General features: G+C 32.3%; 29 protein-coding genes. 12 read left to right on the top strand and 17 right to left on the bottom strand.

What is annotated here, in order from left to right:
* Nucleotides 1-44: 44 nt before the first annotated feature.
* The 7 genes from tpiA to RT99_RS08640 form a co-directional block, all read right to left on the bottom strand.
* A complete protein-coding gene (tpiA, locus tag RT99_RS08615; protein ID WP_042564318.1) occupies nt 45-797 on the bottom strand; it encodes a triose-phosphate isomerase in 753 nt (250 codons plus the stop codon).
* Between the two features lie 100 nt (nt 798-897).
* The gene (locus RT99_RS08620) at nt 898-1,392 is read right to left on the bottom strand and encodes a TlpA disulfide reductase family protein (protein WP_042564319.1); all 495 of its coding nucleotides are present in this window, start codon (nt 1,390-1,392) and stop codon (nt 898-900) included.
* A gap of 401 nt (nt 1,393-1,793) precedes the next feature.
* Entirely contained in the window at nt 1,794-2,456 is a 663-nt protein-coding gene (locus tag RT99_RS08625; protein WP_042564320.1) for a dienelactone hydrolase family protein, read from the bottom strand.
* 74 nt (nt 2,457-2,530) lie between these two features.
* A complete protein-coding gene (locus tag RT99_RS25295; protein WP_159438457.1) occupies nt 2,531-2,683 on the bottom strand; it encodes a hypothetical protein in 153 nt (50 codons plus the stop codon).
* Complete coding sequence (locus RT99_RS08630) at nt 2,680-3,153, bottom strand: hypothetical protein (protein ID WP_042564321.1); 474 nt, start codon at nt 3,151-3,153, stop codon at nt 2,680-2,682. Before RT99_RS08630 ends, RT99_RS25295 begins: the two co-directional genes overlap by 4 nt.
* Nucleotides 3,154-3,262: 109 nt before the next feature.
* On the bottom strand, nt 3,263-4,363 hold the full coding sequence (locus tag RT99_RS08635) for a BT_3928 family protein (protein WP_042564322.1): 1,101 nt from the start codon (nt 4,361-4,363) through the stop codon (nt 3,263-3,265).
* Between the two features lie 87 nt (nt 4,364-4,450).
* Nucleotides 4,451-4,993 (bottom strand): DUF1599 domain-containing protein, encoded by a 543-nt coding sequence (locus RT99_RS08640; protein WP_042564323.1) that lies wholly within the window; start codon nt 4,991-4,993, stop codon nt 4,451-4,453.
* 150 nt (nt 4,994-5,143) lie between these two features.
* Between RT99_RS08640 and folP the strand changes: the two genes are divergently transcribed.
* Nucleotides 5,144-5,968 carry a dihydropteroate synthase gene (folP, locus tag RT99_RS08645; protein WP_042564324.1) on the top strand — a complete coding sequence of 275 codons (825 nt, stop codon included), beginning with the start codon at nt 5,144-5,146 and terminating at the stop codon, nt 5,966-5,968.
* Nucleotides 5,969-6,002: 34 nt separating this feature from the next.
* Nucleotides 6,003-6,635 (top strand): hypothetical protein, encoded by a 633-nt coding sequence (locus RT99_RS08650; RefSeq protein WP_042564325.1) that lies wholly within the window; start codon nt 6,003-6,005, stop codon nt 6,633-6,635.
* Nucleotides 6,636-6,679: 44 nt separating this feature from the next.
* Here the strand turns inward: RT99_RS08650 and rlmH are convergent, their stop codons facing one another.
* The 9 genes from rlmH to RT99_RS08695 all read right to left on the bottom strand — a co-directional run bounded on the left by rlmH (nt 6,680) and on the right by RT99_RS08695 (nt 14,531).
* Entirely contained in the window at nt 6,680-7,153 is a 474-nt protein-coding gene (rlmH, locus tag RT99_RS08655; protein ID WP_029269532.1) for a 23S rRNA (pseudouridine(1915)-N(3))-methyltransferase RlmH, read from the bottom strand.
* 105 nt (nt 7,154-7,258) lie between these two features.
* Nucleotides 7,259-7,561, bottom strand: a complete 303-nt coding sequence (locus tag RT99_RS08660) for an antibiotic biosynthesis monooxygenase (protein ID WP_042564590.1) — start codon at nt 7,559-7,561, stop codon at nt 7,259-7,261.
* Nucleotides 7,562-7,640: 79 nt separating this feature from the next.
* Nucleotides 7,641-9,056, bottom strand: a complete 1,416-nt coding sequence (locus RT99_RS08665) for a hypothetical protein (RefSeq protein ID WP_042564326.1) — start codon at nt 9,054-9,056, stop codon at nt 7,641-7,643.
* Between the two features lie 326 nt (nt 9,057-9,382).
* Complete coding sequence (locus RT99_RS08670) at nt 9,383-9,667, bottom strand: GNAT family N-acetyltransferase (protein WP_042564327.1); 285 nt, start codon at nt 9,665-9,667, stop codon at nt 9,383-9,385.
* 5 nt (nt 9,668-9,672) lie between these two features.
* The gene (locus tag RT99_RS08675; RefSeq protein WP_042564328.1) at nt 9,673-10,068 is read right to left on the bottom strand and encodes an OsmC family protein; all 396 of its coding nucleotides are present in this window, start codon (nt 10,066-10,068) and stop codon (nt 9,673-9,675) included.
* A gap of 2 nt (nt 10,069-10,070) precedes the next feature.
* Entirely contained in the window at nt 10,071-10,952 is an 882-nt protein-coding gene (locus RT99_RS08680) for a pirin family protein (RefSeq protein WP_042564329.1), read from the bottom strand.
* A gap of 228 nt (nt 10,953-11,180) precedes the next feature.
* Nucleotides 11,181-11,936: a YwqG family protein gene (locus tag RT99_RS08685; protein WP_042564330.1), complete on the bottom strand. Its 756-nt coding sequence runs from the start codon at nt 11,934-11,936 to the stop codon at nt 11,181-11,183.
* 33 nt (nt 11,937-11,969) lie between these two features.
* Entirely contained in the window at nt 11,970-13,070 is a 1,101-nt protein-coding gene (locus RT99_RS08690) for a DNA alkylation repair protein (RefSeq protein ID WP_042564331.1), read from the bottom strand.
* 168 nt (nt 13,071-13,238) lie between these two features.
* Complete coding sequence (locus tag RT99_RS08695; protein WP_052483623.1) at nt 13,239-14,531, bottom strand: triacylglycerol lipase; 1,293 nt, start codon at nt 14,529-14,531, stop codon at nt 13,239-13,241.
* Nucleotides 14,532-14,748: 217 nt separating this feature from the next.
* On the opposite strand from RT99_RS08695, the gene nadC reads away from it, so the two are divergent.
* The 6 genes from nadC to priA all read left to right on the top strand — a co-directional run bounded on the left by nadC (nt 14,749) and on the right by priA (nt 20,691).
* The gene (nadC, locus tag RT99_RS08700) at nt 14,749-15,606 is read left to right on the top strand and encodes a carboxylating nicotinate-nucleotide diphosphorylase (RefSeq protein WP_042564332.1); all 858 of its coding nucleotides are present in this window, start codon (nt 14,749-14,751) and stop codon (nt 15,604-15,606) included.
* 80 nt (nt 15,607-15,686) lie between these two features.
* Nucleotides 15,687-16,610 (top strand): YihY/virulence factor BrkB family protein, encoded by a 924-nt coding sequence (locus RT99_RS08705; RefSeq protein WP_042564333.1) that lies wholly within the window; start codon nt 15,687-15,689, stop codon nt 16,608-16,610.
* Between the two features lies 1 nt (nt 16,611).
* Nucleotides 16,612-17,043, top strand: a complete 432-nt coding sequence (locus RT99_RS08710) for a DUF2147 domain-containing protein (protein WP_042564334.1) — start codon at nt 16,612-16,614, stop codon at nt 17,041-17,043.
* Nucleotides 17,044-17,056: 13 nt separating this feature from the next.
* Nucleotides 17,057-17,812 (top strand): subclass B1 metallo-beta-lactamase, encoded by a 756-nt coding sequence (gene bla-B1-FLAV / locus RT99_RS08715; RefSeq protein ID WP_042564335.1) that lies wholly within the window; start codon nt 17,057-17,059, stop codon nt 17,810-17,812.
* A gap of 75 nt (nt 17,813-17,887) precedes the next feature.
* Nucleotides 17,888-18,124, top strand: coding sequence for a hypothetical protein (locus tag RT99_RS08720; protein ID WP_042564336.1), 237 nt, complete (start codon nt 17,888-17,890; stop codon nt 18,122-18,124).
* 116 nt (nt 18,125-18,240) lie between these two features.
* Nucleotides 18,241-20,691 carry a primosomal protein N' gene (priA, locus tag RT99_RS08725; RefSeq protein WP_042564337.1) on the top strand — a complete coding sequence of 817 codons (2,451 nt, stop codon included), beginning with the start codon at nt 18,241-18,243 and terminating at the stop codon, nt 20,689-20,691.
* Here priA and RT99_RS08730 read toward each other — a convergent pair whose 3' ends face one another.
* The gene (locus tag RT99_RS08730) at nt 20,692-21,390 is read right to left on the bottom strand and encodes a LytTR family DNA-binding domain-containing protein (RefSeq protein ID WP_042564338.1); all 699 of its coding nucleotides are present in this window, start codon (nt 21,388-21,390) and stop codon (nt 20,692-20,694) included. It abuts the gene before it with no gap.
* Nucleotides 21,391-21,566: 176 nt separating this feature from the next.
* Between RT99_RS08730 and rpsF the strand changes: the two genes are divergently transcribed.
* The 4 genes from rpsF to RT99_RS08750 all read left to right on the top strand — a co-directional run bounded on the left by rpsF (nt 21,567) and on the right by RT99_RS08750 (nt 25,987).
* Complete coding sequence (gene rpsF / locus RT99_RS08735) at nt 21,567-21,908, top strand: 30S ribosomal protein S6 (protein WP_007810575.1); 342 nt, start codon at nt 21,567-21,569, stop codon at nt 21,906-21,908.
* Nucleotides 21,909-21,913: 5 nt separating this feature from the next.
* Complete coding sequence (gene rpsR / locus RT99_RS08740; RefSeq protein WP_002987043.1) at nt 21,914-22,210, top strand: 30S ribosomal protein S18; 297 nt, start codon at nt 21,914-21,916, stop codon at nt 22,208-22,210.
* A gap of 65 nt (nt 22,211-22,275) precedes the next feature.
* On the top strand, nt 22,276-22,716 hold the full coding sequence (gene rplI, locus RT99_RS08745; protein WP_042564339.1) for a 50S ribosomal protein L9: 441 nt from the start codon (nt 22,276-22,278) through the stop codon (nt 22,714-22,716).
* Between the two features lie 100 nt (nt 22,717-22,816).
* Nucleotides 22,817-25,987, top strand: a complete 3,171-nt coding sequence (locus RT99_RS08750; RefSeq protein WP_042564340.1) for a carboxypeptidase regulatory-like domain-containing protein — start codon at nt 22,817-22,819, stop codon at nt 25,985-25,987.
* The last annotated feature ends 60 nt before the right edge of the window (nt 25,988-26,047 follow it).

The raw sequence follows: 26,047 nt of genomic DNA on the forward strand, positions 1-26,047 counted from the left end.
ATTTTAAAATCTTTTTAATTTTGTAATCTGATGGCTAAAAAGTTTTAGATAGCCGTTACAATTGCTAAAAAGTCATCAGCTTTTAAGGCAGCACCTCCAATTAAACCACCATCTACGTCTGGTTTACCGAAGATTTCTTTAGCGTTATCCGGTTTTACAGAACCACCGTATAAAATAGAAACTTCATCAGCGATATCAGCTCCAAAAGCTTTACGGATTGTTTCTCTGATAAATTCGTGCATTTCCTGCGCTTGTTCAGGAGAAGCAGTTTCTCCGGTTCCAATTGCCCAAACTGGCTCATAAGCTAAAACAACTTTAGACCAAGATTCTTTTGCAATATGAAAAATTCCGTCACGCAATTGGTTTTCAACAATGTTGAAGTGATTTCCAGATTGACGATCTTTTAGTTCTTCACCAAAACAGAAAATTACAGTCATATCATGTTTCAAAGCTGTATCAACTTTGCTTGCGATCAATGCATCTGTTTCGTGAAAAATAGCACGACGCTCAGAGTGACCAAGAATTACAGTGTTTACACCAATGCTAGTTAACATGTCTGCAGAAATTTCTCCTGTAAAAGCTCCGCCTTCCGCTTGGTGAACGTTTTGTGCAGCAACACCAATAGTTGTATTTTTTACTTTAGCAGCAGCTGCTTGTAAATTTACAAATGTTGGGGCAACAATTACTTGCGCAGTTGTTTGTGCTGGTATTTTTGTAATTAATTCACTTAATAATTCTTCAGTTTGTCCTGCGTTTTTATGCATTTTCCAGTTTCCTGCAACAATCTTTTTTCTCATTTTGGTAGTTTTTATTATTCTTTTTTTTGTTTTTTATTCTTGTATTAAATTGAATTCAGCATTGACATTGAATTTTGAAATTGTCATTGCCATTCAAATTTTATTTTAAACCTTTTAAAGTTTCATTGATTTTATCAAAATCAGTTTCTATGGCGCGATATAATACAATTTTACCAGTTTTGTCAACGATAATGTATCTCGGAATCCAATCTAGATCAATTGCTTTTCCAAAAACACCTTTCATACCGTCGTTCATCATAAAATGATCGCCTTTTAATTCGTGTTTTTCAATTCCGGCTTTCCATTTGTCAGCCGTTTTATCTGCCGAAAGGAATAAGTAAGAAACATCAGGATTATTCGACTGAAGCTCTTTTAATTTAGGCATTGCTTTTACGCAATCACCACACCAGGAAGCCCAAACTTCGATAACCAAAGTTTTTCCTTTGTATTTTTTAAGAATGTTCTTGAAAGAAGTCTGACCTCCATCAAGGGTTAATAATTTTTCAGACAAAGCCTCTTTTGAAAAACTTGTTTTCTGAGCTTGTGAACATGAAAAAGTAATAAATGCAATAACAATTAGCGCTATTTGTTTCATATTAAAATAATATTTGTAATGTACTTTAAATTGCTTTTCAGGAAATGAATCTGCAAATTCAAATCAGAGCAATTTCATAAATTAAGGTTCCGAACAAAGTTAAACAAACAAATCGAATGCCAAATGGAGATTAACAAAATTTGAAGACTCGTTTATTTTATCACAAAACGGGAAATTTCGGTTAAAAAAAGCGCTTTGAAATCGTAATAGTTCACTTGAAAAACTTGAAATTATATTATATTCCGGAAAATGTTTTCTAAAGAAAATGAGAAAAAAGATATTTTTAATGAAAGAAGGATTTTTTTTGAGCCAAAAAACGTCAGATTAAAGCAAAAAAAAGACTTCAATAAAATTTTCTAATTTAGAATTTACTGAAGTCTTTTAAATATGATTTTTAGAATTTAATTCAAATCATAATTGCCATTTGCCCATTTTTTACTTGGAGTAATCCATTCGTCTAAAGCTTTATATAAAAAGCCATGTTTTAGATTTGTATGTAATTTGATTTGTTTGAAATGATTTATTTTCAGTTTTGAAGTTTCTTTTCGTTTTGTAGCATCAACACCATAAATATCTGATTCTTCATAAATCGTTAAAATGTTTCCACAGAAATTAATATCCGGAATTTGTTCGATATCGGTGTCCATAAAGCATCCAATAAAAACAAAATTTACATCTGGATTAGCTAGCAAAGTAGAAACATATTCAGCAATATAACCGCCTTTTGATGTTCCGATAACAGTAATTTTATTTGGAGAAACACCTTTTTTAAGAAGTTTTTTAATTTGTTTTACTGTTTTTTCAGCATAGTCATACGCATTAGTATTTTTCTTTCTTTTTTCGCTGATAACAATAAAATTATCTTTTTTAAATGAATCTATAATCTCGTTATACTCTGCTTTTCCATATTCAGGATGGGCAACACTTAAATCGTTTTCTTCTACAAATTTATTATGAAAGAAGAAGATGTAGCGTTGATCTTTGTTTGCGATCTGAGATTGGCTAACAGCAATAAAGCTTGATAAAATTGCTAGTAGAAGAAACGGTAATTTTTGTAATTTCATAAAACTTAATTGTTTTTTATAAAAAAAGCCCAATTTTTAAAAGGACTTTATAGTGTAGTATTAGTTTATAAAAGTTAAAAATTCAAATTAAAGGTGAGTTTATTTACTTCTTCTTGTTTATTTGATTGTATAATTTTTAAATCGTCCAATTTTTTATCAATTTTTACTTTAGAATTTATAGGAGTATTTTTGTTTTCAGTTAAAACTTTCTTTACTGTAGTTTTCATAATTCTTTTCTTTTTATAATAAAACCAAAAAAATCACCATTTGATTTGAAAGGTACGCTGTTAACGTTTCCAAACTCATTCTTTATTGATCCAAAGATAATAAAAGTTTCGGACAATTCTTCTAAATTAATTGAAAGTGCCCTTCTGTATAAACGTGTTCTAGCGAGTGTACTGCCTTTAAAAAAGACCATCTTTTTAGGATATTTTTCTGTAAAAATATAAACTGAGCTGGCAACTGTTGCTAAAATTTTATTTCGGTCTCCATTATTTGTAATTATTGAATCATCTAAAATATATCTTTTATGAACTTCATCATATATCAAATCTCCGAATGCCAGATTATAAATTTCTTTAGATTGAGTTGCATTAAAGATTATGACTTTCGTTATTTCTCCATTAGGACCAATGCTTTTAAATTCAAAAATAGTTGTTTCAGTATTTCGATAAAGTTCATATTTTAAATGTTTCATTATTTTAATTTAAATCTACAAAAATATAAAAAATAAGTAAAAAAAAAGCTACAAAATAAATTGTAGCTTTTTTGAATTATATGTTTTATTAGATACTATATCGAGAGTCTTAAAGATTTAAATCATCAACATCATTATAATGAACTTTCTGAATTACAGTTCCGTTCTCTAAAACCACAATACTAGGATTTGCTCTTTCAATTGTTTTTAAAGTTGTAGCATCGCAGAAATAAAAATCGACATTTAAGCCATATTGTTTTTTAGCTTTTGCAATTTCATCAGCTCCGGAAGCAGTCATAGCGATAACTTTATATCCTTTTGATTTTGCCTCTTTATTTACATCTTCTAACTTTTTCATTCCTTCAGGATTTGATAAAGCCAGATCGTAGGTTACAAAAATCACTAATTTTGGTTCTTTCAGCAATTCTTCTTTATAATCAGAATCGTCTTTTGTCATCGAAAAATCATGAATTGGCGGAACATAACCTTCTGTAATTACTTTATCTTTTCTGTCAACAAAAGTGGCACCTTCAGGAATATTGGCTAGATCTTTTTCTATAAATTCTTTATCAACACCATTTACTTTGTAGATAAAAGTCATTTCAACTACCGATTTTGGTGCACCTTCCGGAATTTCCATACCTTTTTCGATGTTACTTCCTACTTTAAACGGACGGAAATCTTTTATTGGATTATGTTTTAAAACCCAAATAGCCATAACAACACATAATACAATAGCAATTAGCGTAATAATATTAGTAACTGTCTTTGAAAATAAAGGTTTTACCAACTTTTTATTGATAAATAAGATCAGAATAAAGAAAAGTAAAACAATATCTTTTGTAAACGATTGCCAAGGTGTTAAGTGTAAGGCATCTCCAAAACATCCACAATCTTTAACTACATCAAAATAAGCGGAGTAGAAGGTAAGGAATGTGAAGAAAACAATTAAAAGCAATAAAGCCCAAATGGTAAGTTTTGATTTGTAACCCACCAATAACATTACACCCAAAACTACTTCTAAAATCACTAAAAAGATCGCCAAACCTAAAGCTAAAGGTTCTAAAAAAGGCATATTGAAAACCGGCTCGCTAAAATATTCGGCCAATTTATAAGAGAAACCAACCGGATCATTCAGTTTAATTAATCCGGAAATGATAAATAATACGCCGACAAATAATCGGGAGAATTGAGTAATGATGTTTTTCATGGGGAAAGTATTAAAATTTAAATCTCAATAAAGAAATTCCAAACTCCAATTCTATAACTTGGATTTTGGAATTTAAAAATTGGAATTTTATTTGTTTATAGGATTTAGGATCAAAGCAAAAACAGAATAATTAATCATATCCTGATAATTCGCATCGATGCCTTCAGAAACTAAAGTTTTTCCTTTATTATCTTCAATTTGCTTTACGCGAAGTAATTTTTGCAGAATCAAATCCGTCAATGAACTTACTCGCATATCGCGCCATGCTTCGCCGTAATCGTGATTTTTGGCTTCCATTAACTCTTTGGTTAACTTAACTTTAGCGTCGTATAATTCGGTTGCTTTTTCTACATCAAGATCAGGTTGGTCAACAACGCCTAATTCTAACTGAATCAGGGCCATAATCGAATAATTAATGATCCCGATAAATTCTCCTTTTTCATCTTCATCAACTTTACGAACTTCGTTTTCCTGTAAACTTCTGATTCTTTGTGCTTTTATGAATATCTGATCGGTCAATGATGGCAGTCTCAAAATACGCCATGCACTACCATAATCTTTCATTTTATTGATAAATAAAGTACGGCAAACCGTAATTACATTATCAAATTCAAGGGAAGTATTCTTCATTTATTGCTGTATATTTGCTTAAATTTCTTCAAAAATAGGTATAATATTAAAGAGTTTCAAGTTTCAGGTTTTCTTTGTTTCAAGTTTTTTCTAAACAAAATGTTAATGCCAGAACCTGAAGCTTGAAATCTGAAACATAAAACAACAAAAATGCTGATTAATTGCAAAGGCCAACTTATTGATTTGTCTATTCCTAAAGTAATGGGAATTTTGAACGTGACACCAAATTCATTCTTTGATGGCGGAAAATATAAAAATGAAGACGAAATAATCTCGCAAGCAGATAAAATGCTTTCAGAAGGAGCGACGTTTATTGATATTGGTGCTTATTCGAGCAAACCAAGTGCCGAATTTGTTACCGAACAGGAAGAAATTGACCGGATTGTTCCTGCCATTGAACTGATTTTAAAGCATTTTCCGGAAGCTTTATTATCAATCGATACTTTTAGAGCCGAAGTAGCAAAAGCAAGTATAGAAAGCGGTGCAGCGATTATAAACGATATTGCGGCAGGCGAATTAGACGATAAAATGGTTGGTGTAATTGCAAAATATAATGTTCCGTACATTATGATGCACATGCGTGGAAACCCGCAAACAATGCAGAGTTTGACACAATACGATGATATTGTAAAAGAAATGCTTTTCTATTTTTCTGAAAAAGTAAAAAAAGCAAGAAGTCTCGGAATTAATGATTTAATCTTAGATCCCGGTTTCGGATTTGCTAAAACAACCGATCAGAATTATGAAGTCATGCAGAAAATGGAACTTTTTAATGTATTAGAATTGCCAGTTTTAGTCGGAATTTCCAGAAAATCAATGATTTATAAAACGCTAAATAATACAGCACAAGAAGCTTTAAACGGAACAACGTTTCTGAATACCATTGCATTGACAAAAGGAGCTAAAATTTTGCGTGTGCACGATGTAAAAGAGGCGATGGAATGTGTTACTTTGTATAATAAAATGAATTTTTGATAGAAGAAATCGTCTAGTTAAAAAAACAAATAATATGAAATACTTTACCTTAATAATAGTTTGTCTTCTCTTTTCCTGCGAAGAAAAAAAAGACGTTCTACTTCCAAAATCTAATGTTTCAATAGTTAAAAACGTCGAAGATCTTTCACCAATTTATATCTTTTTAAAAATAGAAGGAAAAGATACAATTGCAGAAGTAAACAGAAAAAACAGCATTATTTCAACCAACTGGATTTTTAATATTGACAAACGTTTACCGTTAAAATTGGTAATTCCGGAAGTAATAAAATTACAGGAAAAAAAGCGTGGCGAAAAAGCCCACAAAAACGAAAAAGCCGAAAATTACTATTCCTACGCAGATTCTGTTGGAAAGAATTTAGCCTTTTTACCTTTCACGAAAGTGTATTATAAAATGGAAAAACCAAATAAAGAAAATTTTGTATTTCGTTTTAGAAAAGGAAAAGAGCAAGTTTTGATGGGAAATAAGGAAATAGAAATATCAAAAATATTACAATATTTTTATAGTATAAAGTTTGAAAGAGTACCAGATGTCGTATTTTTATTTGATAAGAACATGAGTTATGAAGAATATATCCAACATAAAATTTTAGTTCAAAAATATGTATCTTATAATCTTGATAAACTTCCGGTAGAATTCATCTTCTAAACTTGAAACAAAGAAAACCTGAAACTAAAAAAAACAAAGCTTTTTTATTGATGATGATAAGGTTCATTTCTTAAAATCGTAAAGCCGCGATACAATTGCTCAATAAAAAATAAACGAACCATTTGATGTGAAAACGTCATTAGCGAAAGCGAAATTTTGCCTTGTGCTTTGCTGTAAACCGTATCGGAAAATCCGTAAGGGCCGCCAATTACAAAAACAAGAGTTTTGATTCCGGAGTTCATTTTCTTTTGCAATTCTTCAGAAAAACCAACGCTGGAGAAATTTTTACCGTTTTCATCCAATAAAATCAACTGATCTGTCGGCGTTAATTTGGACAGAATCAATTCGCCTTCTTTTTCCTTTTGCTGACTTTCAGATAAATTCTTTACGTTTTTGATATCCGGAATTATCTCCAAATCAAATTTGATATAAAAGGACAAACGTTTGGTATAATCGTCGATTAAAGTCTGCAACGATTTATTGTCGGTTTTGCCAATGGCGATAAGTTTGATGTTCATATGTAATGTTTTTTGCCATTCCCGATAGTAATCGGGATTCACGAATGAGTACGAATTAAAAATAAATAATCTGCGTTAATCCGTTCAATCACTATAATCAGTGGCCTATTTTTTATTCTCAAAAACGGTTTCGAAATGTTCTACAATGGGAAACGGTTCATAATAATGATGCAAAATATTTTTCCATTCCAGATAAGCTTCAGAAGTTCTAAAACCTACGGTATGATCTTGGAGTGTATTCCAATCGACTAATAAAAGATATTTATTTTCGACTTCAAGACATTTCTGTAAAGTATGACCTAAATAGCCATCAATTGATGAAATATACTGACTTGCTTTTACAAAATCAATTTCAAACTGATTTGCTAAATCTGGTTTTACGAAAAGGAATGCGGCTTCTAGAATCATAGTTAAATTTAATTTTATCTGCGTTAATCTGCTTAAATCTTTTTTAAAATCTGCGTGCAATTTCGCAAAGATTAGACAGTTAGTTTTTAGAAAATTTCCCTTCAAAAGCTTTAAATCTATTATCCAAATCTTTGATTAATTGCTTTTTAACCGCTTCATCCTGAATAAAACTGTAATTAATACTGTTGTAAACATATTGTTTTATAGTCGCGTATGAAACATCAGGATATCTTTTAGCCAATAAAACATATTGTTCCGTCATATTGGTTCTTAAAATTCCTGCATCATCAGTACTGATTACAATTGGCACATTAAATTCTTTGTAAAGTGTAAACGGATGACGGCTATCTTTTACCTTCAAGATGAACTCATTACTAACTAAATTAATCTCAATCGGAATATTGTTCTTTGCCATATATTGCAATAAATCATATGAATTTGCTTCGTACGCAATATCAACTCCGTGACCAATTCTGTTGGCTCCGGCAATATGAATCGCATCATTAATATGCCAGGTTAAATCTTCTGGAAGAACCAAACCTAAAGTTAATTCGCCCGCGTGAAGCGTATATTTTACATCAGGAAATTTTGAGTGACAATATTTAAACATGACCATGTGAAGCCAATAATCTTTCATGGAATTTTCACCGTGTTCCGGCGAAACGATGTTTACGCCCGCAACCAATTTGCTGTCGTTGGCAGAGATAAATGCAATCGTCAGGTTCTTAAATAAATCAACAGGATCCATAAAACGAAGTACAAAGTTTTGATAACGCATGGTAAAACGCTCATCATCAATTTTTAAGTCTTTATGAAGTTTTGCTATAAAATTAGTATTGAAATCTGTTGCATATTTTTTAGCGTCTTTTTTCTGAAGTGATTTATACAAATCGTCTAAAAGTTTTAGAACTGCTTTTTCATCTTTTTGAGATGAAGCCTGACGCAATTTCGAATTAAAATCAGATAAATCAGCAACATTCATATCGCACGGAATCGTTGATAATTGTGTTTCGATATAACTTACATTTTCTGCAAGGGCGCGTTTTTTTAATTCGAGTATTCCTTCGGCAAAATGACCTTGTATAGTTGGTTCAAATTTTTGAAAAGAGTCAAAAAACTGATCATCAGAAGGCACAGAACCATTATAATCTTTAACCGACCAGGTTTGCATAACTTGCTCTTCGTAAAAAGCCAGTTTTCCTTCATTTTTTAGCGAAGAGAAAGTTTGCCAATTCCCTTTTGCAGGTTTTGTTTTAGAAGTTGCCATCGTTTCTATATTCAGATAAAAATCTTCTGCAATAGCTCTTTCTAAAAGAGGTTCTGCATAAATTGATCCCGAAAAATGATGGTGTAAATCGCCGCCTTTAGGCATTTGCTGAAAAAAAGCTGTTAAGAGAGCTTCGTTATTTCTGATTTTTTCTAAATAATTTTCAGCTGATTGAGAAAAGCCGATTTGTGCTATGAAAAAAAAGAAAAGTGTAATTATCCTTGACATACTCTAAGTTTAAATTACATGCAAATGTAAGAGTTTCGGAGGAGATTAAAAAATTTGATTTAGGGATGCGGGTTTAAGGTTGTGAATTTAACCGCAGAGATAACAAAGTTTTTTCGCAAAGTTCACAAAGTTTATTGTGGAGTGTTTGTAGAAAAGTTGGCAAAGTTCGCTAAGCTTTGCGCCATTTTTGTCATCTCGACAGAGGAGAGATCACACAAGAAGCTCCACAATCAAAATCGACAATTGTTTATAAACAAAAAAAGACGCACAATAGTACGTCTTAATATTAAATCTTAGAACCTTAGCAACTCAGCATCTTAGCATCTTTACGAAAACAACACATCACGAATTTCCTCAACCTTATCAAAAACGCTTTTTGCAAAGGGACAAAGCGGAATGATTTTTAAGTTATTGGTTCTGGCATATGCTACAGCGGCCATAACTAGTTTTTTGCCAACACCTTTTCCGTTAAATTCTTCACTTACTTCTGTATGATCGATGATGAATTTTGAATCTCCAGCCCAGGTATACGTCATTTTCCCGGCTTCTTTTCCGTCTTCTACAGCTTCAAAATAGCCTCTTCTTGTATCGTTAATTTGTTGAATTTCCATGGTAATTATATTAATGTGGTTTTAATTTCGATTGAATGTGTCAGTGTTTTATGAATTGGGCAACTATTTGCTATTGTTTCTAATCTTTGTCTTTGTGTTTGGTCGACTTCGCCAATTACTTCGATTTTTCGGGTAAATAATGATACATTTCGATCAGAATCTCTTTCAAAATCAATTTTGACATTTATTTCAGAAACATCCCATTCTTTACGATTAATATACATTCGCAAAGTAATTACGGTGCACGAAGCCAGTGAAGCTGCCAAAAGTTCTGTTGGATTTAAGCCTAAATTCTTGCCGCCCAATATTTGAGGTTCATCAGAAATTAAAATATTTCCACTAGCAGATGTGACTTCCGTTCGATACAAACGTGTATCAATTTGTGCTGATATAGTATCCATTATTATTTGATTTTAGGTTCTGGTAAAGGCACAAATTCGGTTTCGCCCGGAACTTTTGGAAAAGTTTGTTCTCTCCAGTCTTGTTTGGCTTTTTCGATTAAGTTTTTATCCGAAGAAACAAAATTCCAAAAGATAAAATGTTCTTCAGGAAATGGCTGTCCACCAAAGATGTAAACTGTTGAATTTGCAGCTATTTCAAACTCACAAAGCGTACTGTCGTTTGTAATTAAAATTTGTTTCGGATCATAAACATGTTCGCCGCTTTTAATACTTCCTTCCAAAATATACAAGCCACTTTCGCCAAATAAATCTTTGCCGATGTTTATCTTTTTAGCCTCTGTACTTTTAATTTCAATAAAATATAACGGGCTATAAACCGGAACCGGCGATTTTTTTCCAAAGGCTTCTCCAGCAATTAATTTGTATGAAACGCCATCTTCTTCCCAACTCGGAATATCATCTGCTTCTATATGGGCAAAATTCGGATCCATTTGTTCCAATTCTTTTGGTAGCGCAACCCAAATTTGTAAACCGTGAAGCATTTTATCAGAATGTCTTAAATATTCCGGCGTTCTTTCAGAATGTACGATTCCTTTTCCGGCCGTCATCCAGTTTACAGCACCCGGTTTTATTTCTAATTCTGTTCCTAAACTATCGCGGTGCATAATACTTCCTTCAAACAAAAATGTCAATGTCGAAAGTCCAATGTGCGGATGTGGAGGAACATCCATATTTTCATGATCACTTAAATGTGCCGGTCCCATATGATCGATAAATACAAATGGTCCAACGGCTCTTTTTTCACGGAAAGGCAATAATCTGCCTACCATAAAATTGCCAATACTGGCAGAACGTTCTTCGATAATTAAACTGATATTTGACATGGTATTTGTTTTAGTTGAAAGCAAAATTACAGTTGTAGTCACAATCTGCAACTTAATTTAGATTAAGAAAATTTGTTTTTGGTATGAATTATAAAAGTAAGGAAATAGAATTATAAAGATTCTATTTGAATTGAAAATATAACACGAATTGCACAAATTAACACACATAAATTAGTGAAAATTGGTGCAATTTGCGATAATTTTTATGGCTAAAACAAGATTAGTTAATTAGCAACAATCCCAATTAAAATATGCTTTTTCAAAGTTTTTATTAAGTAAATCTTCTTTGTTTATAAAGAAGTTTGCAACGCCACTATCACCAAACATTATTTCTTCATCGGTATCTATTTGCAGCAGTAAAACATCATTTTTTAATTTATCATCATATTCTCTTGGATCTGATTGCGTAAAATAGGCATAACCTCCAATTTTATGACCTTCATAATACAACAATTTTTGAATTTCTTTTTTTTGGATATCATCCAATTTTTCTTCAAATTCCCAATAATCCAGACCGTTAAAACTATAATCAAATCTAAAATCTAGAACACCTCCATATTCTTCTTGTTTTGAAAAAGTTAGGCTATGTTCACAATAAACAGGAAAATCGGAATATAATTCTTCAGTTAGAAAATCAAAATTAGTTTGATTGTTTTCGATTTCTGTATGATATAAAACTTTATAATCATTCATGTCGTACCAATCTTCTGATGGAATATAAAATTGCAATATCCCTTTTTCTGGATAATTTTCTAATTTAGGTATTTCCGAAAAATTAAGCTGCGCCAACAAAACCATTGGTTTTCCTGCTTTGTCTTTTGGATATTCCATATTAATTGGCAAATATGGTTTTCCTAAAAATTTGCTTTGGGTAAAAGGCAAAGTACTTTCTTCTTGTATAGGTTTTGCATTAATTTGAATAAAGCCTAACTTATACTTTAATAAATCACTTTCAAATTCTTTTAAATAGTCGGGAAATGTCATTTTAGTTTTTTTTAGGTTTAATGTTTAGAGTATTTATTCAATCAACTCAAATTCCAAAGCCTTACTTTCAGTTCCATTAATAATAATAGACAATTGATGCATTCCTGTATGAAAAACACGAGTTGTAATTAGTTTGAAAGACTGTTTTCTTTCGACTTTGGTTAATTGATGTGGCTGATAGATTTTCTCACTGATTTTAAAGACTTTTTTCGCCAAATGTCCTTTTGATTTTTTATAATGAACGGCGTATTCCAAACGAATTGTTTTGGCTTCGTCATTTTTATTATTTAAGTGAAATTGAAACTGCAGATAATCTCCAACTTTCACAATTGGCGTTTTGATTTCAAAGTTAGAAAGTTCAATATTTGTGCTTTCTAAACCATAATGGCTCAGGATTTCAGGATGTCCTTGTTTTAATAAAGTTCTGCAGCCGTGTTTGATAATCGCGTCGGTTTCTTTGCTTAAACCGCGCCATTTTTTTGCAATTTCTAATACAATTTCAGGATTATCTTTTACAATATCATTTAAGTTATTGGCAACACTTCGGCGTACATATTCTGACGGATCATTTTTAAGATTTTCTAAAATTGGCAGAATAGAAGCAGGGTCTTTTTTTAGGAACGGAATCGCCATTGCCCACGGTAATCTCGAGCGTGAACCTTCACTGGCTAAACGACGTACGTGATGATTTTCGTGTAAAGACCATTTCACCATTTCGCCTATCATTTTTTCCTGATATTTTAAAATAAAAGGGCGAACGGCAAATTCGCAGCTTATAAATTGTGTGATAGATACTAAGGCTTTTGCCGAAGTTTTAAAGTCGTCTAAACCGTAAGTTTCTATATAATCAGCAAAAAATATGAACGCCAGATTTCCTTCGGTAAAATTATTTTTTTTTAAATTTTCGATGATTTTATCAATTAAAGAAACCGCTTCAGGGAAATTTTGAGGCATAAATTGATGCAAAACAACTGTGGTATGTTTCATGCGTTCTTTCCATTCCTTTTGGGCAAAATTGCCTTCGTAAATGGCTTCGATGAATTTTTGTTTATCGAATGTTGAATGTACTTCGGCAACGGCCTGACCAAATTTTTCGTAAAAAGTAACGGAGTAAATATCTTTTATTAATCCCATTTTGTAATAATATTGAACTTCAAAGATATTTAATATTGATCGCTTTTATCGCATTTAATTAGGTAAAGTTTTTGTGTGATATAAGAAGATATTTAAAAAAAGAAAAGTCTAAAAATCAATTTAAAATTATTGCTTTTTAGACTCTTAAATATTCTTTTTATCAGATTTTTATTTAGGCAGGTAAGATAAATCTTTAGCTATACCCAGGTAAAAATTATTCAACGAAATAGTTGTAGATTGTAATAAATCTGGTGCTACAACACTTAAGTGATCTTGGCCATTGATAGTAGGATGTACGTCCCAAACACCTTTTTGAGCTAATTTTCTGTTAGCGGGATCCATTAATACATAATCGTGTCCAAGAGGGTATTGACTAGAAACTACACTTACAAGACCATCGTTAGGTCTCCAGCTGTTGAAACCTTCTGGTAAGTCTGCACTAGTTTTACCAATATGAGCTGATTCAAGTTGAAATAATAAACTCATACTAGGTATTGGAGTCCAATTTCTATTAGATTGCTGTTTTGTATCATTGAATGTGTATGATGCATAATATACATTAGGAGAGCTCTTAACCCATTGGTTTTGTTGCTGCATGGTTGTTACTTTCATATCATACATGCAATTGTCTTTTGAGTCCCAAAAACGAGCTGTTACTGGTGTTCCAGATGCTGTTTTAGCAGATATTCTGTCAAAATATGCTTTTACAGTTTCCTTTGGTTGTCTTTGTAATCCCCAATGTCCAAGATCAAAATTGTAAAAAGTATTTTGCTCTAATCCAATTCCTCCAATAGTTCCAATACCCAGAACCATTTTCATAAGTACTTCTCTGAAAGAATCAGAATCTACGGTTAAAGCACCATTTTGTACACCTGCTATAGAAGTATGACTTGCTACCCAATTCTTTTTATTTCCTTTGAATAAATCAGAAGTTGGAGTTTCATTATGACTAGGAACATAAGCCATTTCATCTGCGTCTCCGTTTTCTAATAATTGAATTAAAAATCTTGGAGATGCTCCTCCTAAACTGTGTCCTACAAAATGTACTTTATTTGTAGCACTCCATTGTTTGTAAAATCCGGTGTATGTTTCGCCAAAACGATTATGCCCGTGTTTCAAAGCATGAGCAGCTCCGTAATCAACTCTGCCGCCTACAATGTTGTAGTAAAGTTCAACAGCACGATCCCAGTTACTTGATAATGGTCCTACTGATGCAGTAAAGGTTTTATAACCATTAAAATTTAAGTAAGTTTGAGTATCGCCAAATCCTCCCCAATACTTGTAACCGAACATTTCATCACGTCCCCAGCCACACATTCCGTGTACTAACACTATAGGATACATATTTTGACGTTTAGTTGGATAAGCTGATAAATCAGGTTTTGAAACTGAAGTAAGTTCTTCTCTATCACAAGAGGAGAAAATTGCAATACAAAATAGAAATAAAGTAATTTTTTTCATATTTAAATGGTTTAATATTAAAATTAAGGGGTAATGATTAGAACTGCAAAAATTGTCTATAAACAAAAAAAAAGCTTACCCCTAAAGGTTTTTAGAGTGACAAAATAAGACAGTTCCTGTACTCTGAATTAAAACAATCTATTCTTACTTTTCAGAATGAAACTTTCAAATCCCCAAAATATATCCTACTTTAGCATCTTATAAAAATTTAATAAAAATGATTAGCGATATACAATTTCAAACGGAATTAAAATTATTAATTAGTAACGCAATTCGCGAAGATGTTGGTACGGGAGATTATAGCTCATTGGCCTGTATTCCTGAAACAGCTCATGGTCAGGCTAAATTATTAGTAAAAGATCAGGGAATTATTGCCGGTGTTGCAATTGCTAAAATGATTTTTGAATTTGTTGATCCAAAATTAAAAGTGAAGACTTTTATTGAAGATGGAACGCATGTAGAATATGGAGATGTGGTTTTTGAAGTTTCAGGAAGTTCGCAATCCATTTTAAAATCTGAAAGAGTTGTTTTGAATACCATGCAGCGTATGTCTGCAATTGCCACAAAAACAAGTCAGTACGCAAAACTTTTAGAAGGTACCGGCGCAAAAATATTAGATACCCGAAAAACGACACCAAATTTTAGGGTTGCAGAAAAATGGGCAGTAAAAATTGGAGGTGGAGAAAACCACCGTTTTGCGCTTTATGATATGGTAATGCTAAAAGACAATCATATTGATTTTGCAGGCGGAATTACGCTTGCAATTAAGAAAACAAAAGAATATTTGAAGACCAATAATTTAGATCTGAAAATTATCGTTGAAGCCAGAAATCTTGATGAAATTCGTGAGATTTTATTAAGTGATGGTGTTCACAGAATCCTGATAGACAATTTTAATTATGAAGATACTAAAACAGCTGTAGCTTTAATTGGTAACAAAACGAAAACAGAATCTTCAGGAAATATCAATGAAAAAACGATTCGTGAATATGCTTTATGTGGTGTAAATTATATATCGTCCGGAGCATTAACACATTCTGTTTACAACATGGATTTGAGTCTTAAAGCTTTCTAATGAAGTTATGAGTTTTGAATTATAAGTTATGAGTGAGGTTTGCAATCTAAAACCTGAACTCTAAAATTAAAATCATAAATATGTCCCAAGAGATAGAAGCCCGGATTGAAAAAGTTCCTGTATTGCGTTCTGTAGTAAGGCTTTTAAAGCAAATAAAATTACCCTGGTTAGAAGGTTTTTCGTTATACGATTTGCTCGAAATGTATACTTTAGGTATTCTTGAGGGTGCATTTTCTTATCATGCAAGTGCCGTTTCGTTCAGCTTTTTTATGGCATTATTTCCTTTTGCACTGTTTATTTTAAACTTAATTCCATTTATCCCAATTGATAATTTTCAGGCAGATTTTTTGTTATTTGTGCAGCAAAGTGTTCCGCCAAATACCTACGATGCTATTAATAAAATTATTAGTGATATTTTAAATAATAGTCACTCTGGTTTATTATCGTCAGGATTTTTACTTTCTATTTTTTTAATGGCAAATGGTGTAAACGGAATTTTAAGTGGTTTTGAATCGTCTAAACATGTTTTTGATAAACGCGGTTTTTTTAGTCAATATTTAGTGGCATTGGCCATTTCACTTGTAATGACCATTATATTATTTGTAACCGTGGCTACAATTGTTGTTTTTGAGGTTTTTATTCAAAAAACAATTATTCAGGATGTGTTAAGTGATAACATTCCGCTGATTATTTTAGGGCGATATGCATTTGTTTTGGTAATGATTTTGGTAACGTCTTCAATATTATTGCGTTACGGCACAAGACAATACAATAAAGTACCTTTTATTAGTATTGGGTCAGTTTTTACAACGGTCTTAATTGTTATATCTTCGTTCTTTTTTGGGATTTGGGTTATAAAATTCTCAAAATACAACGAACTTTATGGTTCTATTGGCACATTATTAATTCTAATGTTTTATATTTGGATAAACTGTATGATTCTGCTTTTAGGGTTTGAATTGAATGCTACTATCAGAAAATTAAAACAAAAAAAAAATAAATAGTATGAAAAATTGGATGTTAACAATTGGATTGTGTTTTCTAACCTTAGGCACAATTCAAGGCCAAAGTGTCATTGGAAAATGGAAAACAATTGATGATGCGACTGGAGAAGCTAAGTCAGTAGTTGAGATTTACGAAAAATCTGGAAAAATTTATGGTAAAGTAGCAGATATACTTCGTGCCGATCATAAAAAAGATATATGTGTCAAATGTGAAGGTGCAGATAAAAACAAACCTATTTTAGGAATGGTGATCATTAACGGACTTAAAAAAGATGGTTCTGAATATAGCGGAGGAACAATTTTGGATCCTACAAACGGAAAAAAATACAAATGTTATATTGAACTTGAATCTGCCGATAAACTAAAACTTCGCGGTTATGTTGGGATTTCTATCATGGGAAGAACACAATACTGGACGAGAGTAAAAAATTAATTTTATAATTAAAATGCGAAAATTAGCATCAATAATTTTATTCTTAGTTGCGCTGTCAAGCAGTTTTGGACAATCTAAGAATTCGCCATTACAAATAAGTCATCTTACAGGTGACTTTTATGTTTATAGGACCTTTCATGATTATAACGGAACTATGATTTCTGCGAATGCAATGTATCTTGTTACAGATAAAGGAGTTGTGCTTTTTGATGCACCATGGGATAAATCGCAATTTCAACCTTTGTTAGACACTATTAAGGCAAAGCATAATAAAGAAGTAATTATGTGTTTTGCAACACATTCTCATGATGACAGAGCGGGAGGTTTAGACTTTTACAGACAAAAAGGAGTGAAGACTTATTCAGGTAAATTAACTGATAATATTCTTAAAAAAAATAACGAGAAAAGAGCTGAATTTATAGTTCCTAATGATACTATATTTACTGTTGGCCAGCATACTTTTGAGGTATATTATCCGGGAAAAGGTCACGCACCAGATAATATTGTGGTTTGGTTTGATAAAGAAAAAGTACTTTACGGAGCCTGTTTTATAAAAAGTGCAGATGCCAAAGATTTGGGTTATCTGGCTGATTCTGATGTAAAAGAATGGAAAAAATCAATCGAAAAAGTAAAGACGAAATTTAAAAATCCAATCTATATTATTCCAGGTCATGAAGACTGGACAAATACAGAATCGCTGAATCATACTTTGAAATTGGTTGATGAGTATCTTGCTCAGAAATCTTCTGGTAAACCAACAAAAAAGTAATTGTATATTAGATTTTGATCTATTTTTGATTAATAAAAAATAGCTTAATTTTGCTTATATTTGAAATAGAGTAAGATGACTGTTACAGATAAAAAAATAATTGAAAGCTATTTAATTTTGTTTAAAGGACTTAGCTTTAGTAATAAAATTGAACTTATTGAAAGATTGATAAAATCTTTAAAAGTTAATAAATCAAAAGGAAACGGCTTTTATAAATCGTTTGGTGCTTTTGCTTCTGAAAAATCTGCAGAACAAATTGTCTTAGAGATTAAATACGACCGAAAATTTAAAAATACTGAAACTAAATTTTAATGGGATTATTTACTTGACACAAGTATTTCTTTGGATGTAATCCAAATAGAAAATTGGTTAGAAAATTATTAATTTTCATCACTAAAGTTATTTTTCAAATCCTATAAAATATTTACATGTTTTTTGTCGAAGTTGTTCTACCGCTTTCCTTAGCCAAAACCTTTACATATCGTATTTCTGAGGCTGAATTTCATTTCATTAAAAAAGGAATGAGAGTCGCGGTGCCTTTTGGTAAAAGTAAAATCTATACGGCATTGGTAATTGATATTCATGAAAATGCTCCGATTTTATATGATGCCAAAGAAATTCATCAAATTTTAGACGAAAAACCTATTGCGACAGAAATTCAGATTAAACACTGGCTTTGGGTGGCGAATTATTATATGTGCGGCATTGGCGATGTGTATCGCGGTGCTTTCCCTAGTGGATTATTGCTGGAAAGTGAAACAATTATTTCGCATAAAACAGATGTTGTTGTAAATCAAAACGAACTTTCTGATGAAGAATTTTTGGTTTATGAAGCCTTGCAGCAACAGAGTTCCTTAAAGGTTCAGGAGATTATTTCAATTTTAAATAAGAAAAATATTTTGCCGGTTCTTCAAAAAATGATGGCCAGGGATATTATTGTTTTAGAAGAAGAAATAAAAGAAAGTTACAAACCAAAATTGATTCGCTATGTAAAATTGCATAGTAAATACGAATCTGATGAAGGTTTGGGACAATTGCTTGAAATATTAAAAAGCGCCAATAAACAAAAAGAAATTGTTTTGGCTTTTTTTCAATTACGTGCTTCTGAGAAGAAACCAATAACAGTAAAAAAACTGGTTGAGATTTCGAAATCTACTTCTGCAGTAATAAAAGCGTTAATTGAAAAAGAAATTTTTGAAGAATATTTTCTGCAACACGACAGGATTTCTTTTGATGGAAAAGCTTCAGAAAAACAGTTGCAATTAAGTGATGCCCAGGAAGGTGCTTTTACAGCAATTAAAGATAATTTTCTGGAAAAAGAAGTTTGTCTGCTTCATGGTGTAACATCAAGTGGTAAAACAGAAATTTACATCAAATTAATTGAAGAATATCTAGAAACGGGCAGGCAGGTTTTGTATTTACTGCCTGAAATTGCGCTTACGACTCAATTAGTTTCTCGTCTTAGACTTCATTTTGGAGACAAAGTGGCGGTTTTTCATTCAAAATATAGTAATAACGAAAGGGTAGAAGTTTGGAAACAAACACTCGAAAATTCTGAAAAAGCACAAATTGTAATAGGAGCAAGATCGGCTTTGTTTTTGCCTTTTACTGATTTGGGTTTATTGATTGTAGATGAAGAACATGAGCAGACTTTTAAGCAAACAGATCCGGCGCCTCGTTATCATGCGCGGGATGCAGCAATTGTTTTGGCTAATTTTCATCAGGCAAAAGTTCTTTTGGGGTCTGCAACGCCAAGTATTGAAACCTATTTTAATACGCAAACTGCAAAATATGGTTTGGTAACGCTTACAGAACGTTATAACAATGTTCGAATGCCCGAAGTTGTTTTGGTAGATTTAAAAGACAAACACTTTAGAAAAAAGATGACTGGGCATTTTAGCGATCTTTTAATCGAAGAAATAGCCGAAGCTTTGTCATTGGGTGAACAGGTAATTTTATTTCAAAACAGAAGAGGATATTCACCTATTATTGAATGTATGACTTGTGGGCATGTTCCACATTGTCAGCAGTGTGATGTGAGTTTGACTTTTCATAAAAATAAAAATCAATTGCGTTGCCATTATTGCGGTTATTCGATTGCAAAACCAACGCATTGCCATAGTTGTTCGAGTATAGATTTGACAACGAAAGGTTTTGGAACAGAACAAATTGAACAGGAGTTAATTTCTCTTTTTCCGAATGCTAAAACCGGAAGAATGGATCAGGATACAACGCGGGGCAAATATGGTTTTGAAAAAATTATTGATTCCTTTAAAGGCCGCGAAATAGATATTTTGGTAGGGACACAAATGCTGGCTAAAGGTTTAGACTTTGATAACGTAAGTTTGGTGGGTATCATGAATGCCGATAATATGCTGCATCATCCTGATTTTAGAGCTTTTGAGCGCAGTTTTCAAATGATGACACAAGTTGCGGGGAGAGCAGGAAGATCAGAAAAACAGGGTAAAGTCGTGATTCAGACTTATAATCCAAATCATAATACAATACAGCAGGTTACTACGCATAATTATGCAGGTATGTATAAGGAACAATTGTATGATCGTCTGATTTATAGGTATCCTCCTTATTTCAGAATTATAAAGTTAACTTTAAAACATCGGGATTTTGATAAGCTAAAAGAAGGATCTATGTGGTTGTATCAGGTTTTGAGTCAAAATCTGAGTATGCCCGTTTTGGGACCGGAAGAACCGGCAATTAGCAGAATCAGAAATGAATATATCAGGACGATATTAATTAAGATTCCGCAGGAACTACATTTAGGGAACACAAAAAAAACTATTCAGAAAATGTTGAATAGTTTTGAAGCGGTTGCTCAATACAGAGCTATAAAAGTTACTGTAAACGTCGATTTTTATTGATTAAGAAGATGTGGAGAGTGCTTTTACCAAATCTTCTTTTTTGTTTCGGCTTAATGGAATTTTGGTAATTCCAATTTCGGCAAATTTGCTGTTGAAACGCTCTACTTTGTCAATATTGATAATATAAGACTTGTGTACCCGGATAAATTTATCTTTAGACAAGTCGTTTTCAAAAGATTTCATTGTTGAAAGAACCAAATTGCTATCATCTTCGGTAACAACTCTTACGTAATCTCCAAAAGCTTCAATCCATTTGATTTTGGCTGTAAAGATTTTAAGTTTTTTAAGATTGCTTTTGATAAAAATATGTTCGCCTTCTTCTTCTTTTACCTCTTTTTTAAGTAGATGCATATCAATTGCTCTTTTTACAGAAGCATTAAATCGGTCTACTGCAATAGGTTTTTGTAGATAATCGGTGGCATCATAATCAAAAGCTTTTAGAGCATATTCTGCTTTAGAAGTTATAAATATAATTTGTGGTTTAGTTTTTAATCCGTCCAGAAAATCAAAGCCATTTATAACCGGCATTTCTATATCAAGAAATATTAAGTCTATATTATTTAAGGAGATACAGCTTTTCGCCTCGATTGCGTTCGAAAAGTCACCAATTAAATGCAAGCCTGGGTGATTATTGACTAATTTAGCAATAATTGTCCTCTGTATAGAACTATCATCTACAACAACACAATTTAGTTTCATAACATTTAAATTTATATAAATCAGGATAGCAGTAGTAAATATATTAATTTTTTTAGGAAAAAAACTAAAGTAGATCTTTATTTTTTACTTTACATCGAATAAACGTAAAAAAGAGTTGTTTATTTAAATATAATGATTACTTTTGCACCCAATTTTAACAAATAAATATTGTATTTATGAATCATTATGAAACTGTTTTCATTTTAAATCCCGTTTTATCTGAAGTTCAGGTGAAGGAAACAGTAACGAAATTTGAAGAATTTCTTACTAGTAGAGGAGCTGAAATGGTGTCAAAAGAGGATTGGGGTCTGAAAAAAATGGCTTACGAAATCCAAAACAAAAAAAGTGGTTTTTATCACTTATTCGAATTCAAAGTAGCTGGAGAAGTTCTAATTGCTTTTGAAACTGAATTTAGACGTGACGAAAGAGTTATGCGTTTCTTAACTGTAAGTTTAGACAAACATGCTATTTCATGGGCTGAAAGAAGAAGAGCCAAATTAAAATCTACTAAAGCTTAATTATTATGTCTACAATAGAGCAATCTGCAAAAGGAAAAAAAGACGGAGATATCAGATATTTAACGCCTTTAAACATTGAAACTAACAAAACTAAAAAGTACTGTCGTTTCAAAAAATCAGGAATCAAATATATCGATTATAAAGATGCTGATTTCTTATTGAAATTCGTTAATGAGCAAGGAAAAATTCTTCCTCGTCGTTTAACTGGAACTTCATTAAAATACCAAAGAAAAGTTTCTGTAGCTGTAAAAAGAGCTCGTCACTTAGCTTTAATGCCATACGTGGCCGATTTATTAAAATAATTAAAAACTCTAGTCGCTGGTTTCTGTTATGCAGAACCTAACTTCTAAAATATAAGGACAACAACATGGAACTTATTTTAAAACAAGACGTACAAAACTTAGGATTTAAAGATGATGTAGTATCAGTTAAAGCTGGTTACGGTCGTAACTTTTTAATTCCTCAAGGATTCGCGCATTTAGCTACACCTTCTGCAAAGAAAGTTTTAGCTGAAAACCTAAAACAAAGAGCACACAAAGAAGCTAAAGTTGTTGCTGATGCAAAAGCATTAGCTGAAACTTTAAAAGCTCTTGAAATTAAACTTACTGCAAAAGCTGGTGGAGAGAAACTTTTTGGTTCTATCACAAACATCGATATTGCTGAAGCTTTAGAGAAATCAGGTAATGCTATTGATAGAAAATTCATCACTAGTGGTATCGTAAAACGTACAGGAAAATATTCTGCTAGCATCCGTTTACACAGAGATGTTATCGTTGATTTACCATACGAGATTATCGCTGAAAAATAACATTTTGTTAACTTCTTGTTAATAAAATATAAAAGCCACTCTAACGAGTGGCTTTTTTTTGTCTAATTTTGAGGGAAATAACTCACTCAAAACTAAGAAAATGAAAAAAATCTTTGCATTATTGTTATGTTTGCTGGCCTTAACCGCGGTCACGGGACAAACAACAACTTCGAGTATTAAGGGTATTGTAAAAAGTTCAACCAACGAACTATTGCCCGGTGCTAGTATATTAGCCATTCATACTCCGACTGGGGGTAAATATTCTGCCGTTTCAAATGAAGATGGAAGGTTTAATATTTTGAATATGAGAATTGGAGGACCTTACAAAATTGTTGTAACTTTTGTGGGCTTTCAAGATCAGGAATATAATGATATCTATCTTGATTTAGGAAAACCATTTAATATAGATGTTCTGCTTGCAGATGCGAGCCAGGCGCTGGAAGAAGTAAAGGTTGTTGCTAAAGACAAGGTTTTTAAAAGCGGAAAAACAGGTGCCGAAACTACAATTGGCAGAAGAGAATTAACGGCATTACCAACAATTTCAAGATCTGCAGAAGATTTTACACGTTTGGAGCCAACTGCTAGCGGCGGATCTTTTGGAGGAAGAAATGATCAGTACAATAATTATTCTTTAAATGGTGCGGTATTTAATAATCCGTTTGGTTTGGATGCTGCAACTCCCGGAGGACAAACAGGTGCTCAGCCTATTTCATTAGATGCAATCGAACAAATTCAGGTGGCGACTGCTCCTTATGATGTTACTTTATCCGGATTTACCGGAGCTTCTGTAAATGCAGTTACAAAATCAGGAACAAATGAGTTTCATGGTACTGCATATGCTTTTTACAGAAATCAGGATCTGACCGGCGATAAAATTAAAGGAGAAAAAATATTTGTGCCAACACTAGAACAAACTCAGGCAGGTTTTAGTTTAGGAGCGCCTATTATTAAAGATAAATTATTCATTTTCGGAAATTTTGAAATTGATAAAAGAAGCGATTTAGGTTCAAATTTCGTTGCGAATAATAATGATGGTGTTACAGGAATTAACGAATCAAGGGTTTTGGAATCTGATTTAATTGCGGTTTCTAATGCTTTGGCAGGTTTGGGGTATAATACAGGAGCTTATCAGGGTTTTATTCATGAATCAAACTCAAATAAAGGAATTATTAAAGTCGACTGGAATATCAGTGATAATCATAAATTGGCGGTTATTTATAATTTTCTTGATGCTTCAAAAGATAAACCTGCGCATCCAACAGCTCTTGGTTTTAGAGGACCGAATGCTTCAATTTTACAATTTCAAAATTCCGGATATCAAATTAATAATAACTTAAGTTCTTTTTTAGTTGAATTAAACTCAAAATTCAGTGAGAAAGTTTCGAATAAGTTTCAGGCAGGATATTCGCATTTTAATGACTACAGAGTTCCATTTTCTGTTCCGGCTCCTGTAATTAATATTCAGGATGGCGCGGGTTCTAATTATATTATTGCTGGTCATGAACCATTTTCGATCAATAATACTTTAGATCAAAAAGTAATTCAAATCACCAATAATTTGACTTATACGGTTGGTAAACATGCTTTTACTTTTGGAACTTCTTTTGAAAAATTCGGATTTAAAAATTCATTTAATCTGGGTGGTTACGATAACTTCGGAAACCCGAATGGTTATGCGGGAACTTTTTTCACTCCCTATTTCACAACACAAGATTTCTTAAATGATGCTGCTCAGCCTTATGCAACCAGTATCATAGCACAAAACCTTCAATATGCTCAGGATGTTTTTAATACCAAAAGTAACTTTGAAGTAGGAACTGACGGTGGATGGAAACTGGCGGAATTAAATGTAGGACAATTGGCCTTTTATGCACAGGATGATATTAGTGTAAGTGATGATTTTAAATTGTCTGTAGGTTTAAGAATTGATAAACCGTTGTATTTTAATACAGCAGATTTGATTCAGAAATATATAGACACTGATAATGGAGGTTCTGGAAGAGATAATAGTATTGATTATTATAATCCGCAGACAGGTCAGGCTGTTAAATTGATTTCTACAGATTTACCAAGCGATAGAATTCTTTGGTCGCCTAGAATTGGATTTAACTGGGATGTAAAAGGCGATGCTACTTCTCAACTTCGTGGAGGATCTGGGATTTTTACAGGAAGAATTCCGTTTGTTTGGTTAGGAAACCAGGTTAGTGGTGCCGATGACAGTTTCTTTCAAATTATGGATCCTGATTATAAATGGCCACAAGTCTGGAGAAGTAGTTTAGGATTTGATCACAGATTTGAAAGTAATTATATTGTAACAGTTGATTTATCTTACAATAAGGATATAAATGCGGTTCAGGTTCAAAACTGGGGCTTAAAACCGCCAACCGGAACTTTAGCCGGTGTTGACAACAGAGCTATTTATGTTGCTGCAGATAAAGGAGCAAACAATGCTTATGTAATGACAAATTCTGATAAAGGAAGTGCTTTTAATGCTTCTGTTAAATTGCAAAAAACTTTTGAAAACGGTCTGTATGCAAGTGTGGCTTATAATTATTTAAAATCAAAAGATGTAAACTCTATTGAAGCTGAAATTACGGGAGATGCTTTTTCTTTTAATCCTGCATTAGGAAATGTAAATACTGCAGCGCTTTCGAATTCTAAATATGGAGATAATCATCGTTTTATAGGGGTTGCATCTAAAAAATGGAAATACGGAAAAGATAAATGGGCAACAACAGTTTCAACTTTTCTGGAATATGCTCAGGGCGGACGTTTTAATTATACCTATGGAGGGGATATTAACGGAGACGGGTCAAGTGTTAACGATTTAATTTATATACCAACAACTGCAGAAATTGCAACGATGAATTTTAGCGCCCCGGGACAAGGGGAAGCTTTTGATAAGTTTATTTCTCAGGATAAATATATGAGAGACAGAAGAGGACAATATGCAGAGCGCTATGGGGCAATATCTCCATGGAGAGGAAGATGTGATATTAAATTATTACAGGACTATAATTTTAGGGTTTCTTCTGCATCCGAAAAAACGAACACGATTCAATTTAGTATTGATATTTTGAATTTTGGTAATTTACTTAATTCTGATTGGGGAGTTGTTCAGGTTCCTACGAGTGTTCAGCCAATTGGTGTTACAGTTGCGGGAAACACACCAACTTATACCTTTAATAATACGCAAACCAAAACGTTTAGTTATGATGCCAGCTTAACATCCAGATGGCAGGCTCAATTTGGTATCAGATATATCTTCTAGTAAGTAAAAAAAAGTTATAAATTTGCCCTCGCATTTGTGAGGGCTTTTTTTATGGATTAA

The sequence above is a fragment of the Flavobacterium sp. MEB061 genome, assembly GCF_000834715.1.
Classification (GTDB): Bacteria; Bacteroidota; Bacteroidia; order Flavobacteriales; family Flavobacteriaceae; genus Flavobacterium; species Flavobacterium pectinovorum.

Excerpts from the sequence above, each read along its gene's own strand:
- tpiA (WP_042564318.1), bottom strand. The coding sequence starts at position 797 with ATGAGAAAAAAGATTGTTGCAGGAAACTGGAAAATGCATAAAAACGCA.
- RT99_RS08620 (WP_042564319.1), bottom strand. The coding sequence starts at position 1,392 with ATGAAACAAATAGCGCTAATTGTTATTGCATTTATTACTTTTTCATGT.
- RT99_RS08625 (WP_042564320.1), bottom strand. The coding sequence starts at position 2,456 with ATGAAATTACAAAAATTACCGTTTCTTCTACTAGCAATTTTATCAAGC.
- RT99_RS25295 (WP_159438457.1), bottom strand. The coding sequence starts at position 2,683 with ATGAAAACTACAGTAAAGAAAGTTTTAACTGAAAACAAAAATACTCCT.
- RT99_RS08630 (WP_042564321.1), bottom strand. The coding sequence starts at position 3,153 with ATGAAACATTTAAAATATGAACTTTATCGAAATACTGAAACAACTATT.
- RT99_RS08635 (WP_042564322.1), bottom strand. The coding sequence starts at position 4,363 with ATGAAAAACATCATTACTCAATTCTCCCGATTATTTGTCGGCGTATTA.
- RT99_RS08640 (WP_042564323.1), bottom strand. The coding sequence starts at position 4,993 with ATGAAGAATACTTCCCTTGAATTTGATAATGTAATTACGGTTTGCCGT.
- folP (WP_042564324.1), top strand. The coding sequence starts at position 5,144 with ATGCTGATTAATTGCAAAGGCCAACTTATTGATTTGTCTATTCCTAAA.
- RT99_RS08650 (WP_042564325.1), top strand. The coding sequence starts at position 6,003 with ATGAAATACTTTACCTTAATAATAGTTTGTCTTCTCTTTTCCTGCGAA.
- rlmH (WP_029269532.1), bottom strand. The coding sequence starts at position 7,153 with ATGAACATCAAACTTATCGCCATTGGCAAAACCGACAATAAATCGTTG.
- RT99_RS08660 (WP_042564590.1), bottom strand. The coding sequence starts at position 7,561 with ATGATTCTAGAAGCCGCATTCCTTTTCGTAAAACCAGATTTAGCAAAT.
- RT99_RS08665 (WP_042564326.1), bottom strand. The coding sequence starts at position 9,056 with ATGTCAAGGATAATTACACTTTTCTTTTTTTTCATAGCACAAATCGGC.
- RT99_RS08670 (WP_042564327.1), bottom strand. The coding sequence starts at position 9,667 with ATGGAAATTCAACAAATTAACGATACAAGAAGAGGCTATTTTGAAGCT.
- RT99_RS08675 (WP_042564328.1), bottom strand. The coding sequence starts at position 10,068 with ATGGATACTATATCAGCACAAATTGATACACGTTTGTATCGAACGGAA.
- RT99_RS08680 (WP_042564329.1), bottom strand. The coding sequence starts at position 10,952 with ATGTCAAATATCAGTTTAATTATCGAAGAACGTTCTGCCAGTATTGGC.
- RT99_RS08685 (WP_042564330.1), bottom strand. The coding sequence starts at position 11,936 with ATGACATTTCCCGACTATTTAAAAGAATTTGAAAGTGATTTATTAAAG.
- RT99_RS08690 (WP_042564331.1), bottom strand. The coding sequence starts at position 13,070 with ATGGGATTAATAAAAGATATTTACTCCGTTACTTTTTACGAAAAATTT.
- RT99_RS08695 (WP_052483623.1), bottom strand. The coding sequence starts at position 14,531 with ATGAAAAAAATTACTTTATTTCTATTTTGTATTGCAATTTTCTCCTCT.
- nadC (WP_042564332.1), top strand. The coding sequence starts at position 14,749 with ATGATTAGCGATATACAATTTCAAACGGAATTAAAATTATTAATTAGT.
- RT99_RS08705 (WP_042564333.1), top strand. The coding sequence starts at position 15,687 with ATGTCCCAAGAGATAGAAGCCCGGATTGAAAAAGTTCCTGTATTGCGT.
- RT99_RS08710 (WP_042564334.1), top strand. The coding sequence starts at position 16,612 with ATGAAAAATTGGATGTTAACAATTGGATTGTGTTTTCTAACCTTAGGC.
- bla-B1-FLAV (WP_042564335.1), top strand. The coding sequence starts at position 17,057 with ATGCGAAAATTAGCATCAATAATTTTATTCTTAGTTGCGCTGTCAAGC.
- RT99_RS08720 (WP_042564336.1), top strand. The coding sequence starts at position 17,888 with ATGACTGTTACAGATAAAAAAATAATTGAAAGCTATTTAATTTTGTTT.
- priA (WP_042564337.1), top strand. The coding sequence starts at position 18,241 with ATGTTTTTTGTCGAAGTTGTTCTACCGCTTTCCTTAGCCAAAACCTTT.
- RT99_RS08730 (WP_042564338.1), bottom strand. The coding sequence starts at position 21,390 with ATGAAACTAAATTGTGTTGTTGTAGATGATAGTTCTATACAGAGGACA.
- rpsF (WP_007810575.1), top strand. The coding sequence starts at position 21,567 with ATGAATCATTATGAAACTGTTTTCATTTTAAATCCCGTTTTATCTGAA.
- rpsR (WP_002987043.1), top strand. The coding sequence starts at position 21,914 with ATGTCTACAATAGAGCAATCTGCAAAAGGAAAAAAAGACGGAGATATC.
- rplI (WP_042564339.1), top strand. The coding sequence starts at position 22,276 with ATGGAACTTATTTTAAAACAAGACGTACAAAACTTAGGATTTAAAGAT.
- RT99_RS08750 (WP_042564340.1), top strand. The coding sequence starts at position 22,817 with ATGAAAAAAATCTTTGCATTATTGTTATGTTTGCTGGCCTTAACCGCG.